Raw genomic sequence first — 15775 nt, 5'->3', positions numbered from 1 at the left:
AACTCCTAGTATGTACGTGCTTTTGGTGGGAACGCTTCACGAGTCGTAGGCGCAAAATTAACCTTACGCTTAGTCATCGAATCAGATTCCGGATGATGAACTGAGTGGCACAACCAATTTTCATCATCACGCTCTGGGAAGTCAAAGCGAGAGTGAGCACCACGACTTTCAGTACGGAAATTAGCAGCTACTGCTGTTGAGTATGCTGTTTCCATCAAGTTATCAAGCTCTAAGCATTCGATACGCTGCGTGTTGAACTCTGATGACTTATCATCAAGGCGTGCAAACTTAAGACGCTCGCGGATTTCTTTAAGCTCTTTAAGTCCTTCTGCCATTGCATCGCCTTCTCTGAATACTGAGAAGTTAAGCTGCATACACTCTTGCAAGTCTTTCTTAATTTGTACTGGGTCTTCACCTTTACCGACCTCAGACGACTCCCAGCGATTGAAACGTGCAAACGCATTATCAACGTCATCTTTAGACGCATCACCTGTAGACTCAAAGTCATTCAAGTAAGTACCTAAGAAGTTACCAGCTGCACGACCAAATACAACGAGGTCAAGTAGTGAGTTACCACCTAGGCGGTTTGCACCATGTACAGATACACATGCAATTTCACCTACTGCGAATAAACCTTCTACAATACGCTCATCGCCATTTTCACTTACGCTAAGCACCTGACCATTAACGTTTGTCGGTACACCACCCATCATATAGTGACAAGTTGGAATAACCGGAATAGGTTCTTTCGCTGGATCAACGTGTGCAAATGTCTTAGATAAGTCACAAACACCAGGAAGACGAAGGTTAAGCATTTCCTCACCTAGGTGATCAAGCTTAAGCTTAATGTGCGTACCCCATGGGCCTTCACAGCCACGGCCTTCACGAATTTCAGTCATCATTGCACGTGCAACAACGTCACGACCAGCAAGGTCTTTGGCGTTAGGCGCGTAACGCTCCATGAAGCGTTCACCGTCTTTATTCAGAAGGTAACCACCTTCACCACGACAACCTTCAGTCACTAGTGTACCAGCGCCAGCAATACCGGTCGGGTGGAACTGCCACATTTCCATGTCTTGCATTGAAATGCCAGCACGAACAGCCATACCTACGCCGTCGCCCGTGTTGATGTGTGCGTTAGTAGTCGATGCGTAGATACGACCTGCACCGCCCGTTGCCAACACAACCGCTTTAGACTTGAAATAAACGACTTCGCCGCTCTCAATGTCAATTGCGGTAACACCGACTACGTCGCCTTTATCATTTTTAACTAAATCAAGCGCGTACCACTCTGAGAACACGTTGGTTTTGTTTTTCACGTTTTGCTGATATAAGCAATGTAGCAGTGCGTGACCAGTACGGTCGGCCGCAGCCGCTGTACGTGCAGCCTGTTCACCACCGAAATTCTTAGACTGACCACCGAAAGGACGCTGATATACGCGACCATTTTCAAAACGAGAGAAAGGTAAACCCATATTCTCTAACTCAGTGATAGCTTCAGGACCCGTTTTAGTCATGTATTCGATGGCATCTTGGTCACCAATGTAGTCTGACCCTTTCACCGTATCGTACATGTGCCATTCCCAGTTGTCCTCATGCGAGTTACCTAGCGCAACAGTGATACCACCTTGTGCAGACACTGTGTGAGAACGAGTTGGGAAAACTTTTGAAATAAGAGCACAAGTTTTACCTGATTCTGAAATAGCGAGTGCCGCGCGCATACCCGCACCACCAGCACCAACTACAACTGCGTCAAATTCGCGTACGTTATATTTCACTTAAACACCCCACAGAACAAACAGGCCAATAGCTACGTAAGCTAGCGCCATAAGGTTTAATACAAAGCTAAGGATAGAGCGGGTTGTTGAGTTCTTAACATAGTCAGTTAGAACCTGCCATAAACCAATACGTGTATGTACCATCATACATACTAGCGTGATCATGGTTGCTGCTTTCACAGCCAAGTTTGAGAACAACCCTGACCATGCTTCATAAGTAAGTTCAGGTGTGATTAACAGATAGCCTACGATGAATACCGCATAAGCTAGGATAATTAACGCAGTCGCGCGCAATGATACGTAGTCTTGTACGCCATCACGCTTCAATGTCGCTTGATTTAAGACCATATCCATACTCCAGCTAAAATTGCTACGATAACCCAAAGTGCTAATGCAATCTTCGCGCTATTGTTGCCTGATTCTAATTCTTCCCAATGTCCCATATCCTGAATCATGTGACGGATACCACCGATAATGTGGTAAGACAATACAGTTAGGGTGCCCCATGCGATGAATTTCGCAATAAAGCCAGACATCAGTTCTTTTACAAACTCGAAGCCTTCAGGAGAAGAAAGAGATTCAGACCAAGCCCAAATCACAAAGGTTAAAGCGAAGAAAAACGCAACACCGGTTACACGATGAAGGATCGACGCTTTAGCCGTTGGTGGCATAGATATAGTCGTAAGATCTAGATTTACAGGTCTTTGCTTTTTCACAGTTACTTGCCCATCTTTGCCCACAAAGGAGCTCATCTACTTGTTTTTATGAAACCCACCTACATATTGCAAATGTAGATGGCACACTCTAGATAAACCAATTAGGACACCAAAAAGTTCACTGGAGTGTAAAAAATTGATGTAAAAATAGGTTTACCCACAGACGATACGGTATAAAACCGTTGACAGTATATAAGGCTACGCGGCCTTTTACAATTCTTGTTTAGATAGAGACGCTTGCGAATTAGCGAATGGTCTAATATTTAATCGCAATAGAATATTTATTATACATTTATGCATAAATCACATAAAAATTGACTTTTAGCCTAGGTTATAAGTTAGAATGATCTGAATTTGCTTAACATTAGTATCACAACATAACAATCAGAATATTGTTATTAAATAGGAGACAAATAGATGGCAGATAAAAAAGCCACAGTCCATATTGATGGTCACGATCCGATTGAGTTACCAATTTACGAAGGTACAGCTGGTCAAGACGTAGTTGACGTTCGTTCATTAGGCGCTCACGGCCTATTTACGTATGACCCAGGATTTATGTCGACTGCCTCTTGTGACTCGTCTATCACTTACATTGACGGTGCCAAAGGAGTACTGCTTCACCGCGGTTACCCTATTGAGCAACTTGCTGAAAATTCTAACTATATTGAACTTTGCTACTTACTACTTAACGGTGAGTTACCAAGCGAAGCACAACTAGCAGAGTTCTCAGATGAGATCACTCGCAACACCATGATGCACGAGAAAATTGCTGCGTTTTTCCAAGGCTTCCGTGTAGACGCTCACCCAATGGCTATGCTGTGTGGTGTTGTTGGTGCATTATCATCGTTTTATCATTCAGACCTTGATATTTCTGATGAAGATCAACGCATGCGTTGTGCGGTTAAGTTGGTTGCAAAACTGCCAACTATCGCTGCAATGGCATACAAATACAACGTTGGCCAGCCATTCGTGTATCCGCGCAACGACTTAAGCTACGCTGAAAACTTCCTGCACATGATGTTCTCTGTGCCAGCGGAAGATTACAACGTAAGCCCGGTACTTGCTAAAGCAATGGACCGTATTTTCATGCTTCACGCGGATCATGAACAAAACGCGTCAACGTCGACAGTACGTTTAGCTGGTTCTTCAGGTGCAAACCCATACGCATGTATTGCAGCTGGTATTGCATCACTTTGGGGCCCTGCACACGGCGGCGCAAACGAAGCTTGCTTAACGATGCTTGAAGAAATCGGCTCTGTTGACCGTATTGACGAGTATGTTGCCAAAGCAAAAGACAAGAACGATCCGTTCCGTCTAATGGGCTTTGGTCACCGCGTTTATAAAAACTTTGACCCACGTGCAACAGTAATGCGTCAAACGTGTCATGAAGTGCTTAAAGAGCTTAACATTCAAGATCCATTGCTTGACGTGGCAATGAAACTTGAACAAATTGCATTGGAAGACCCGTACTTCATCGAGAAGAAACTATACCCTAACGTAGACTTCTACTCAGGTATCATTCTTAAGGCAATTGGTATTCCAACAAGTATGTTCACTGTTATCTTCGCGATGTCTCGTACTGTCGGTTGGATTTCACATTGGAACGAAATGCTTTCTCAGCCAGGTCATAAGATTGGTCGTCCACGTCAGCTTTACAAAGGCTACACAGCACGCGACTATAAATCACAAAGCGACAGATAATACTGACGTTTTATTGCAAAAGGCCGCTTAATGCGGCCTTTTTTGTTTAACTATGAACAGTTATTAGCTAAAATCCCGCTGCCAAATTAACTCAGGTACGTTATGACTGATATACATTCTCTGCGCGACGACTTCCCTATTTTAGGCAAATCACTAAATGGGCAGCCGCTTTGCTACCTCGACTCAGCTGCAACTGCACAAAAACCGAACAAAGTTATTGATGTCATCAAAACTTTTTATCAAGCTGAGAATTCAAATGTACACAGAGGTTTACATACACTGAGTGAAAACGCGACAAATCGATATGAAGCCGCACGTGAAACTATCGCCAAATTTTTAAATGTTTCTGCAAAAGAAATTGTCTGGACCAGTGGTGCCACAGAATCACTAAACTTTTTGGCTCATGGCCTCAGCCAAGCATTAAATGAAAACAGTAAAATAGCGATCAGCCCATTTGAGCATCATGCTAACATCGTGCCCTGGCAAGAAGCATGTAAGCGTACCGGCGCACAGTTGTTAGTGTTGCCTATGCTTGAAAATGGTGTGCTTGATGAAGCGGGTGCTATTTCGCTATTGCAAACACATAAACCAGATATCTTATCGATAGGACATGCTTCTAATGCGCTTGGTAATATACACCCCATCGAATCTCTTATAAAAGCTTGTAAAACGCTTGGTACGAAGACAGTCATAGATGGCGCACAGTCTTTTATGCACTTACGGCCTGATTTGGTAGCATTGGATTGCGACTTTTATGTTTTTTCTGCTCACAAGGCGTTGGGGCCTACAGGTGTTGGAGGATTATATGGTCGATATAATTTGCTCAATACCCTGCCCGTATATAAAACGGGAGGAGAAATGATCCAAGAGGTAACGTTTGCACACTCCACTTATCGTGATGCTCCTGGTAAATTTGAACCTGGCACGCCTAATATCTCTGGCGTCATAGGATTGGCCGCTGCGGTTGATTACTTGAACAACATTAGCCCGTCGGCACTTCAGCGCTACGAACGAGCCCTCTATCAGTCCCTTTTACAACAGTTAAACCAAATTAAAGGCGTAACCGTGTATGGTGACACGCAGAACAACGTGGGGATTGTCAGTTTTAATTACAAAAATGAGCATCACTATGACCTTGCTACACTACTCAACACCTATGGTGTCGCCGTCAGAAGCGGACATCATTGTGCTCAACCGTTGATGAACATGCTTAATGTCAATGGAACAGTGCGAGCAAGTTTAGCATTTTACAATAACGAAGCTGATGTCGAGCATTTTATTAATGCCTTAAAAGCCACAATTGAATTACTAGATTAAACGATGAATATTGAAAATATCACAAAAAAGTTATCAGAAAGTCATGGCTGGCAAGCCAAGTACCGAGAAATAATGCTTTTTGGTAAACAACTTCCTGAACTTCCAGAGGCACTAAAAGTTGGATCTGCATTAGTATCGGGCTGTGACAGTAAAGTGTGGTTATACGTCGACTTAGACGAAAGTGCACAACAGCTTGTGCTTATTGCAGATTCAGATACGCGGATCGTGAAAGGATTACTTGCAATTATCATCGCAGCATATGCAGGGAAAACACCGGAACAGGCAAGCCAATTTAGTGCTTATACGCTTTTTGAGTCCTTAGGATTAATCAGCCATTTAAGCCCTTCAAGAAGCAATGGTATACGGGCGATTGTCGACCAGATCCAGATGCAAGCGAATAGGTTAGCGTAATACTAACCTGAGCTGCGGACAGTTAACAACATAAGCGTTCAAGGTGCTCATATGAGCACACTTACTTGCTACTTCTGCTTTGCTTATCTAGATACTTTCTTATCGCTTTAGAGGCCGCAAAGAAACCGAAACTCCCCGTTACCATCGTGGCTGAGCCAAACCCTGTGGCACAGTCCATATTTTTTCCACCTTCAGCTTGCTGCTTGGCTTTACATACGGTGCCATCGCTACTTGGATAAACCAGCTGCTCAGTTGAATAGACACAATCTACGCCAAACTTGCGTTTTGGATTATCGCTAAAGTTATATTGCTTTCTGAGAATATAACGAACTTTTGCTAGTAATGGGTCATGCGTAGTCTTTGCAACGTCTGAGTATTGGATCTGACTTGGATCGGTCTGTCCACCTGCACCACCTGTGGTGATCACGGGTATTTTATTGCGTTTACAATGGGCGATTAACGCCGCCTTTTCTTTAACAGCATCAATACAGTCAATAACATAATCAAAATCTTGGATGTAGCTTCTAATATTATCTAACATCAGGAAGTCATCAATAAGGATGACCTCGCAAGCTGGATTAATCGCAATACAACGCTCCCGCATCGCCTCAATTTTCTGCATCCCGATACTTTCACTATGAGCATGCAGCTGGCGATTAACATTAGTGATACAAATATCATCCATATCAATAAGCGTTATCTTGCCTACCCCAGTTCGAACTAGCGCTTCAACAGCCCAACTGCCAACACCACCAATACCAATAACACAAAAGTGTGCCTTGCTTAATGCTTCTAACTCTGCGTTACCGTATAGACGAGCAATACCGCCAAACCTAAGTTCTGTATTTGAATCAGTCATGTTACCACTCTAATTGACTTGGCTTTTGCCAATTTGCAAATATTTCATGTGTTAAAAGGTGAGTAAATGCGCCTTCTTCTGGAGGACAAGCTTGGTAGCTAACCAACTTATCATGCCACTCAAACTCCAAACAAAAGGCGTGTAAATATGTTCTGTCCGCAGGTTCCCCACCATACGCAAGATCGCCTAGGATCGGTGCACCAATACTTTTCAGTGCAACGCGGATCTGATGCGTTTTACCTGAAAATGGTTTAATAATACATCCACGTAAATTAACGCCAACGGAGTGAGAATAAAAGCGAGTTATAGCTGGGTTTAGCTTGGTTTTCATCAGCTTAAATGTACCACGCCGAGACTTGGCCATATCACCCTTTATCCAACCTTGCTTTTTTTTGGGTTTGGCTTTAATCATTGCAAGATAATATTTATCTATTTTCCGCGACGTGAACATCTCTGTAAACTGCTTTGCCGCTTGGCTCGATTTAGCCAGTAAAATAAGGCCTGATGTTACCTTATCTAAGCGGTGGACTGGAAATAGTTGATAGCCTAGTTGCGTATTTAGTAGCGATACAAAGCCAGGGCCTTCTTCACTGTGGAAGTTAACCCCACACGGCTTATAGGCTACGATATAATCCGCCTCATCAGCAATCAGCTTAAGCTTATCCATTTAGTATCTCTTGGACACGCTGCAAATCTTCAGGCGTATCAACGCCACCGTGCACAGGCTTTATCGCCTTAGCAACTTTGATTTTATAGCCATGATATAACACACGTAGCTGTTCTAGCGACTCTTGTAACTCTAGTGGTGAAACACTGAGCGACAAATAGGTTTTAATAAAGCCAGCGCGGTAGGCATATATCCCTACATGGCGATTAAAATGATTTACAGGGACATTATTTTTGTCGAGCTTTAACATGCTATCACGCTGAAATGGAATGGACGCGCGTGAGAAATATAGCGCGTTTTCATGAATATCCGACACCACTTTTACTGCGTTTGGATTCAGCACTTCTTCTACATCATCAATATCAACACACAATGTCGCCATTGGTGCATCGGAATGATGTAATAAAGTAGCTACTTGCGCGATATTTTCAGGCTCTAGCAGCGGTTCGTCCCCTTGTACATTCACCACTAAAGTTTGCTCATCAAGTTCAAGCAGCTCTACAACTTCAGCTAATCGCTCAGTCCCAGATTGATGATCATCTTTAGTCATAAGTACGTTATCAGTAAATCCTTTTGCTGCATCAAACACCGCGCTGTGATCGGTTGCAATATAAACTGCTGTAGCACCGGATTGACACGCTTGCTCATACACGTGCTGGATCATGGGTTTGCCTGCTATATCAGCTAGGGGTTTACCTGGTAATCGACTAGACGCATATCGAGCAGGAATAATGACTACGAATTCCACTGCTCAACCTCATCACTGCTTAGCTCTCGCGCTTCATTTTCTAGCAACACCGGAATATCTTCTTTTATTGGATAAGCAAGTTTAGCCGCGGTGCTAATGAGCTCTTGGTTTTCTTTGTCATATCTTAATTTACCTTTACACACAGGACAGGCAATTATTTCTAGTAATTTGGTATCAAAGGCCATGATGGATCCCTTTATCTTTAAGTAATTCGAGTATTGCTTTTTCAAGCGCTTGTGTTGGTTTGGCATCCACTCTCAAGTAATACCAATTATCTTTTGCAAAGGTGCGACACTTTACCGCATCTTTCTCTGTCATAAAAATAGCATCACCACTAAACGGTGAAAAGTCCGACGGTTGATAAGGATGATGATCAGCAAAATGTAGACAATGAGTTAGGTCAATGCCCTTCTTTCGTAGTGTATGCTCAAACCTTTTTGGATTGCCGATAGCACATACAGATACACCTTCAGTGTGTGCTTCATTTGCCAGCGAATTGTCTGTGACATGGAAAAACCCGGTACCCTCTAAAGCATATGAAAATGCTTCTGAGCCACCGTTATAAACTGTTAAGTCGACGGTTTTCGTTCTACTAGGTAGCTCCCTAAGTGGACCTGCTGGGATCCAATAACCGTTACCAAATTTACGTTCGGCATCTACAATACAAAACTCTATATCTCGCGCCAGTTTATAGTGTTGTAATCCGTCATCACTGACAATAATATCAATATTATGGTGTTGTAGTAATGATTCAATACTCTTTTGTCGATCAGCGCCTATCATCACTGGACAAGCTAATCTTTGAGCAAGCAAACAAGGCTCATCACCGCCTTGCTCTGTTGGCGTGTCTTTGGTCACCAAAAATGGCATAGTAGGAGGATTTGCACCATACCCTCTGCTGATTATCCCCACTTTCAAACCAAGCCGCTCAAGAAAAGGAACCAACCAAAGTACAAACGGTGTTTTACCATTTCCTCCGACACTAATATTACCCACAATAATAACTGGCACTGACGCTTTATATTGTTTAGTTACACCAAGTGTATAAAGCTTTTTTCGCACAGCACTTATTAGGCCAAACAATAATGCCAGCGGCAGTAGTAATAAAGTCAGTAGCCCAGGCTTTTTATACCAGCTTTGTTCGATTCTTGACGCCATTTATTGTTCACCAAATTGCATCTTACAAAGTGCGTGATACACCCCTTGCTGGGCAACGAGCTGTTGGTGTTCTCCTTGCTCAATAACTTTACCTTTATCTAATACGTATATTTGGTCGCAATGCTCGATTGTCGACAGACGATGGGCAATAACAATACTGGTCTTGTCGTGCATTAACTCTTCTAGGGCTTGCTGAATTAAGCGCTCTGATTCGGTGTCTAATGCTGATGTAGCTTCATCCAATATTAAAATCGGCGCGTCTTTTACAATTGCACGAGCAATTGCAATACGTTGACGCTGACCACCTGAAAGCATCACTCCGTTTTCTCCAACTAGAGTGTTCAAGCCTTCTGGTAAATCCTTAACAAACTCCCAAACATGGGCTTGCTTTGCCACACGCTCTAGCGCTTCATCCGATAACGGACGTTCGAGTGAATACATAATATTATTAGCGATAGTATCGTTAAATAGTACCACTTGCTGAGATACAATTGAGAATTGTGCACGTAAATCCGCCAGCTTGTAATCACTGATATCAACCCCATCAAGTTCAATACTCCCAGAGTCAATATCATAATAACGTGGCAATAAATTTGAAATTGTAGATTTGCCAGAACCACTTCGGCCAACAAAAGCAATGCTTTGCCCTGCCTTTATATCTAAGTTTAATGCGGTAATGACTGGATCATTTTTAGACGGATAAGTGAAAGTCAGATTCTGTATTTTAATATCACCGTTTGCACGCACCAAAGGCTGCGTGCCAATATCCTTTTCTCGCTCTAAATCAATCACGGCAAAAACACTTTTTGCTGCCGATATACCTCGTTGTAAATCGCTGTTGACATTAGCTAGCTGCTTGAGTGGGCGAAGCATCATCATCATTGAGGTAATGAGCGTTACAAAGGTGCCTGATGAAATCTTATCCACCATAGAAGGCATGGCGATAATAGCAAGAATAACGGCCATGGCACTTGCTGCAATGATTTGGATAACCGACACACTCAATGCCTTGGTTGCATCCATTTTTACTCGTTGTTGGCGGTTATGATTATTCACTTTGGCAAAGTGCGAAATGGTTTTATCTTGGCCACCAAAACCATGGATCACCTTGTGACCAGACATCATTTGCTCTGAGCTCTTTGTCACTTCGCCCATAGCATCCTGTATATTCTTCGATATTTTTTTAAAACGTTTTGAAACAATGGTGACAATAACAGCAACGATTGGCACAACAACTAGAAAAATTAGCGACAACTGCCAGCTGGCATAAAACATAGTGATCAGCAGAAAAAAGACAAATGCCCCCTCTCTTATCAAGACTTGCAACGCCTTAGTCACGGCCTGCTGCACCTGCTCCGTATCAAAAGTGATCTTAGAAATCAGCTCACCATTAGAATGTTGATCATGAAAAGATACCGGTAAGTACAACATATGTTCAAACAATTGCTGTCGCAAGCTGCGTACGACTTGTGAACCAACATAAGACAAGCAATAAGAAGCCATATAATTAAATATGCCACGGCCTACCACCAGAGCAATCACAACAAACGGGGCGAGTTTAAGCACTTCTCGGTTTCCAGCAGTCAACCCCTCGTCTATAAATGGATCCATCAGTGCAACGAATGAGGCATCCATGGCTGCATACCCTATCATTCCAATGACAGAAAATATGGCTGCAAGTTTAAAGTCTTTTACGTAACTAAATAATCTAGCGTAGATTTGCTTATCGGTTGGTTGCATTGCCAGCCTCAATTTTTCTATATGGCATTATTGTAACTTTCAAATCACTAAAACTGAATGGATTATCTGAGAAACCAGTAATTTTCAACCAGTCGGCCTCGCTGAATTGCTATTTTTTGGTCAAAAATCAAAATTCTAATATGTCCATCCAACGCTGTATCTAAAAGTGTTGCGCCTATTCGCTTGTATCTATTAACCACCTGCTCATTTGGGATCTTCCATGGCGAATGAAACGCTCTTGAAAATACAGCAAACTTGGGCATAACAGCCTCTACAAATGCTTCGCTTGAGGAACTGGCACTACCGTGGTGTGGCACCAATAAAATATCCGCCTTTAATGACTCGCGCGCTTCATTAATTAATTTTGCTTCTATTCGTTTTTCAATATCTCCTGGTAACAGTACTGAGAACTGCCCGTCACTCACCCGAACCACACAAGAGTTGTTATTATCATTGCCAGACAATTCGCTTGGCCAAATTATTTGTACGTCAAGTCCTGCAAACTGATGCTTACCAAGGTTACAACCAAGCAGTTGCTCATTGTTATGAAATTGCAGTAACGACCGTCCACCATCATAAGCATACAGGTCATCAAGTCCGCCATTGTGGTCGCCATCATCGTGACTGACAATCGTGGCATCCAACTGAATACGTTTGTTGCTAAGGTAAGGCTTAATTACAAATTCAAATATTGAGAAATAACCAAAATATTTTGCACCTAGATCATATAGCAAACCTTTTCGGTTTTTAGATATTAACACGGCCGTTCCATGCCCAACATCAAACACATCAAGCTGCCAGTTTGGTTGTACTTTAGTAAAACTGCTCAGTAGATAAAAGAATAACGGTAGTACACTCAAGTAATGTCTGAAAATAACAAAGAGCAAGACGCTCAGATAAGTACAAATTAGTAACTCTGCGGATACACTTGAAAGTGCTAACCAGTCTACAGGAAGGTGTTTGAAGCCTAAAAGTGCCATTGTCAACACAGTATCCACCAAATCCAAAGGTAGTTGCCAATCAACATAATCAAATACACAGAAATGAAGTATGAGTACAGGAAAGACGATTATTGAAATAAAGGGAATGATAATAAGGTTCGCGAAGGTTGAGACCACACTAACTCCTGCAAAAAAATACAGGTTAAGTGGCAGTAGGAAGACAAATAATGCTACTTGTAGTTTAACTAAGACAAGCAGCTTCCCAACCACCCCACGCCCTGACTTGGGCAGTAAAGTAAGGATAATGGCAACGGCAAAGAAAGAGTAATATAAACCGGGGTTAAGTAATGCAAATGGGTCGATTATCAGTACCACGACCAATGCCGTCGTAAGGATCTGCATGGCACTCACCCTAAGCGTAAACAGATAACAAGCTGTCCATGCTGAAGCCATGACCAAAGCTCTTGTCGCTGAGACGCTATAGCCGCATACAAACACATATCCGACGCATAATAACACCGCAAAAATTAAGCATATTTGATGCAGGTTGGTGTGTTGTGAAATGGTGATGGGACTACAATAGAACAGCATTTTTAATGATAAAAAAGCTAAGCCAAAAACAATACCAATGTGTAAACCTGAAATTGCCAGTAAATGACTCAGCCCGAGTTGCCTGAACTGCCGTTTGTTATCAAATGTCGCTTTAGTAGTGTCACCAGTCAGCAGAATATAATAAAACCAACCATATTCTGTACCTTGTAACTCACTGGCGATATGTTGGCGATACAATGTTCGCCAATCTGGACGACTCTCTATTTGCTGTATACGTAAGATATTGCCTTTAAAATAATGATGCTTTCTGAAAGCATTGAGCTCAGCATTAAAAAGTCCGATATTAATTCGACTACGAAATCGTTTAAGCTTTCCTAATACCTCAACTTTATCACCGATACTAAATACAATGTTGGAGTCATTCTGATAAAGCTTAGCGCGAACACTTCGCCAGCTGTCAATGTCTTCAGAGGCAATTTTTTGCATATCAATTACAACAGCGCCACCACTGGGCGTATTTGAGACCTCAATCACCTCTCCAACAATCATAATGGGGCCGCTGAGCCATTGTTGTGGTATATGTAATTTATAAAAAACGACATAATGACAAAGAACTACAGAAATCCCTAAAATAAATCCTGCCAATATCTGAGAAAAAGGCTTAGAATAACGCCCCATGAAGTAGAGGAATAAGCTTGTTGCGGCAACACGCCAGTTACCAAGAAAAAATACTGCGCAGAAGCTCCCTAGGATTATTCCAAAACATATCAGAATCCAAGTAGACGGCAGCTGCAAATGGCGAAAAAAACGATCCAACGCTTTTTACCTGATCATAATAAAATCAAACAACAGAAATCATTAAAAATCTTCGGTAAATTATTACATGATGCTAACTTGTGGCACCTCAACCGGCGCTCGGCAAGAGGGGCTTTTTCAGTGGGGTTATTTTTCGCTTTCATCCCTGTTCCTTTTCAAATGGTGCTTGCTGCAGCCCTCGCGATCCCTTTTCGCGTTAACTTACCCTTATCTATTGCGTTAGTATGGATCACCAATCCATTAACCATGCCACCCATTTTTTACTGCTCATATCTGGTTGGTGTATTCGCACTCGGGCAAGAGCAGCAACCGTTTCATTTTGAAGCAAGTTGGGAGTGGCTTGCACAAAGCCTAACGACCATCGGCCCTGCTTTTATCGTTGGCTCGTTAATTTGTGCGAGTATCGCTGCAGTTATTGGCTTTTTTGGTATTGATTATTTATGGCGACGCTCAGTCAATAAAGCTTGGCAAAACCGTGGACAAGATTGATTAATCTCATACCACCAGATCTTAATACTAGCTGCGTTAAAAGTTTCTTATTTAGAATAACTACATAGAGTATAGACAAGATCTTCGCTACATTAGTGTTAAATATAAAAAAAAGCCCTTCAGGGCTTTTTTTTATTGGCTAGTACCAGCTTTATTTACGTCTTCTTCTCAGCGCAACCAAAGGTAGAGCTAGCAAACTAAGCCAAGACCAACTTGCTGACTGACGCTCATACGTTTCAGCTTCAGGTGGAGTACAAGTTTCAGGCTCACCAGAGATAGGAGTTAATACAACCGGTAAGGTGACTGACTCATATTCTATTTCACCCTTACTGTCTTTTTCTATCTCGCCTAATGTGTTACGTCTTTCAACGGTTTTCGTTGCAACAGCGTAGATTTTATTATCATCGGTGATTTTAACCGCTTCCGCTATAGTGTAAGGAAAATCATCGCTCTTACATGGAAGAAGAGAGTTTATATTCACCAACTTATCTGCACCAATTTCATATAAGAATGCTTCACGTCGTCGGCTAGAGCCTGACTTTTCAACAACCCCCTGACCAACAACAAAACCATTGTTATTAATATCATTAACTACGGTTACTGAGTTTTCAAAATATGCCGGCATTTCTTTAAATTCGGAGGTATTAGTATCGAAATAAAAACCCGTTGAGTCATTCTCTTTGGAGCCATTCGCTGTCCGACCAAAAGCACCAATAATGATGCCATTGTCATTTACATCAATCGCTTGGCTATATTCATAAAAGCTTTCAACTTCTTTAATACGCTTAATTTCGCCCTCTTTAAAATAAACCGCTTGATCATTCGGAAGCAAATCATCATTGCTTTGTCTTCGTGCACGTGAATCACCTACAGTCAGTCCATTTGCATTGGTCGCAATTGCAATACTTGAATAAGCAATCTCACTGTCTTCATCCGGTGTAAAAGCCAGTCCTAAATCAGTTGCACTAGTTAAATTGAAGTCATTATCGAACGTCCACTTGTATGCTCGAGTATGGTATGGATTAGAAAGCCTTTGAATACAGACCTCAACAGGTTCGTCCACGCCATCACAATTATCTTCAATGCTTTCTATCGTACGTTTTGATAACGATGTTGAACTTTGTCCAACTACCACATACCCACCATCATTGGTTTGCTTTATGTCGGTAGCTAAAGATAAGCCGCCATGCTCAGCAAAAGCAGGTTCTAAAGCAACTTTTTCACCGGCTGGCGTAATTAGAACCCCCTTATTACGCCAATCCCGGACAAAGTAGGTATCTACTTCTGTTTCACCATCTTTGGTGAAGGTGATCTTTTTGTAAGGCGCAGAGCCCCACCCAACAATAGTGCCGTCATCTGCAATACCGGTTAAATAATTGCTTACAGAGCGAGTTAACCCTTGATAATCCGGTGACTGCTCATCAAATACAACAAACTCTTCTGCTGTATTATTGTTAAACATAAGCGAAATAGAGCGGTTAACCTGCTGATACTCCAATGATGCTGAACGACTCGCCGACGTGATGTAAGACAACATAAACGCATGCGCTTGTGCATTGGTATTTGCAGCATTGTTATTTTGAATATCATCTAGTGTAAACGTGATGGGCTCATCAATTTGCTCATACTGCTGCTTCGCGTTGTCGTAATAGTTTTTTAAATTTGAATCGTCAAAATCAATATAAGATACATCAATTTTTACACCAAATAAGTTTGATGCTTGACCAATAACTTCACCCGCCTCATTCGCGTCCGATACATTGGTATATTTACTGTTTGCGTGTCTTGGTAGTTCTGTTAACTGATATGTTGCAGCGACCGCTTGTTGTGAAATGGCAATAGCGATACTCGCGGCTAAAAGTTTAAATTTCATCTTAAT

Annotated in this window: 15 protein-coding genes; 4 read left to right on the top strand and 11 right to left on the bottom strand. The window is 42.1% G+C overall.

Features of this window, described 5'->3' with window-relative positions; genetic code table 11:
- Window positions 1–5: 5 nt before the first annotated feature.
- The 3 genes from sdhA to sdhC are packed head-to-tail and all read right to left on the bottom strand — an operon-like array spanning window position 6 to window position 2494.
- Entirely contained in the window at window positions 6–1778 is a 1773-nt protein-coding gene (gene sdhA, locus D9603_RS11080) for a succinate dehydrogenase flavoprotein subunit (RefSeq protein WP_125252746.1), read from the bottom strand.
- Window positions 1779–2126, bottom strand: a complete 348-nt coding sequence (gene sdhD / locus D9603_RS11075) for a succinate dehydrogenase, hydrophobic membrane anchor protein (protein WP_128731348.1) — start codon at window positions 2124–2126, stop codon at window positions 1779–1781.
- Window positions 2117–2494 (bottom strand): succinate dehydrogenase, cytochrome b556 subunit, encoded by a 378-nt coding sequence (gene sdhC, locus D9603_RS11070; RefSeq protein WP_125252744.1) that lies wholly within the window; start codon window positions 2492–2494, stop codon window positions 2117–2119. The genes sdhD and sdhC overlap by 10 nt, the downstream gene beginning before the upstream one ends.
- A gap of 417 nt (window positions 2495–2911) precedes the next feature.
- On the opposite strand from sdhC, the gene D9603_RS11065 reads away from it, so the two are divergent.
- The 3 genes from D9603_RS11065 (at window position 2912) to D9603_RS11055 (ending at window position 5926) form a co-directional block, all read left to right on the top strand.
- The gene (locus D9603_RS11065; RefSeq protein ID WP_128731347.1) at window positions 2912–4198 is read left to right on the top strand and encodes a citrate synthase; all 1287 of its coding nucleotides are present in this window, start codon (window positions 2912–2914) and stop codon (window positions 4196–4198) included.
- A gap of 102 nt (window positions 4199–4300) precedes the next feature.
- A complete protein-coding gene (locus D9603_RS11060; protein WP_128731346.1) occupies window positions 4301–5515 on the top strand; it encodes a cysteine desulfurase in 1215 nt (404 codons plus the stop codon).
- Between the two features lie 3 nt (window positions 5516–5518).
- Window positions 5519–5926, top strand: coding sequence for a SufE family protein (locus D9603_RS11055; protein ID WP_128731345.1), 408 nt, complete (start codon window positions 5519–5521; stop codon window positions 5924–5926).
- A 61-nt stretch (window positions 5927–5987) separates the two neighbouring features.
- On the opposite strand, the gene tcdA is transcribed toward D9603_RS11055, so the two are convergent.
- From tcdA to D9603_RS11020, 7 genes are all read right to left on the bottom strand, one after another.
- Complete coding sequence (gene tcdA / locus D9603_RS11050) at window positions 5988–6785, bottom strand: tRNA cyclic N6-threonylcarbamoyladenosine(37) synthase TcdA (protein ID WP_128731344.1); 798 nt, start codon at window positions 6783–6785, stop codon at window positions 5988–5990.
- A 1-nt stretch (window position 6786) separates the two neighbouring features.
- Complete coding sequence (locus tag D9603_RS11045; RefSeq protein WP_128731343.1) at window positions 6787–7452, bottom strand: pseudouridine synthase; 666 nt, start codon at window positions 7450–7452, stop codon at window positions 6787–6789.
- Complete coding sequence (kdsB, locus tag D9603_RS11040) at window positions 7445–8200, bottom strand: 3-deoxy-manno-octulosonate cytidylyltransferase (protein WP_125252738.1); 756 nt, start codon at window positions 8198–8200, stop codon at window positions 7445–7447. Before kdsB ends, D9603_RS11045 begins: the two co-directional genes overlap by 8 nt.
- On the bottom strand, window positions 8188–8385 hold the full coding sequence (locus tag D9603_RS11035; RefSeq protein ID WP_125252737.1) for a Trm112 family protein: 198 nt from the start codon (window positions 8383–8385) through the stop codon (window positions 8188–8190). The genes kdsB and D9603_RS11035 overlap by 13 nt, the downstream gene beginning before the upstream one ends.
- The gene (lpxK, locus tag D9603_RS11030) at window positions 8375–9358 is read right to left on the bottom strand and encodes a tetraacyldisaccharide 4'-kinase (protein WP_128731342.1); all 984 of its coding nucleotides are present in this window, start codon (window positions 9356–9358) and stop codon (window positions 8375–8377) included. Before lpxK ends, D9603_RS11035 begins: the two co-directional genes overlap by 11 nt.
- The gene (gene msbA / locus D9603_RS11025) at window positions 9359–11098 is read right to left on the bottom strand and encodes a lipid A export permease/ATP-binding protein MsbA (protein WP_128731341.1); all 1740 of its coding nucleotides are present in this window, start codon (window positions 11096–11098) and stop codon (window positions 9359–9361) included.
- Between the two features lie 62 nt (window positions 11099–11160).
- A complete protein-coding gene (locus D9603_RS11020; RefSeq protein WP_241651641.1) occupies window positions 11161–13386 on the bottom strand; it encodes a DNA internalization-related competence protein ComEC/Rec2 in 2226 nt (741 codons plus the stop codon).
- Between D9603_RS11020 and D9603_RS11015 the strand changes: the two genes are divergently transcribed.
- Complete coding sequence (locus tag D9603_RS11015; RefSeq protein WP_125252734.1) at window positions 13387–13896, top strand: DUF2062 domain-containing protein; 510 nt, start codon at window positions 13387–13389, stop codon at window positions 13894–13896.
- Window positions 13897–14047: 151 nt separating this feature from the next.
- On the opposite strand, the gene D9603_RS11010 is transcribed toward D9603_RS11015, so the two are convergent.
- Window positions 14048–15769, bottom strand: a complete 1722-nt coding sequence (locus D9603_RS11010; RefSeq protein WP_128731340.1) for a DUF3466 family protein — start codon at window positions 15767–15769, stop codon at window positions 14048–14050.
- Between the last annotated feature and the right edge of the window lie 6 nt (window positions 15770–15775).

Origin of the sequence: Pseudoalteromonas sp. PS5 (assembly GCF_004103255.1) — a bacterium.
Taxonomy (GTDB): Bacteria; Pseudomonadota; Gammaproteobacteria; order Enterobacterales; family Alteromonadaceae; genus Pseudoalteromonas; species Pseudoalteromonas peptidolytica.
This window is presented reverse-complemented; position numbering and strand designations above follow the sequence as displayed.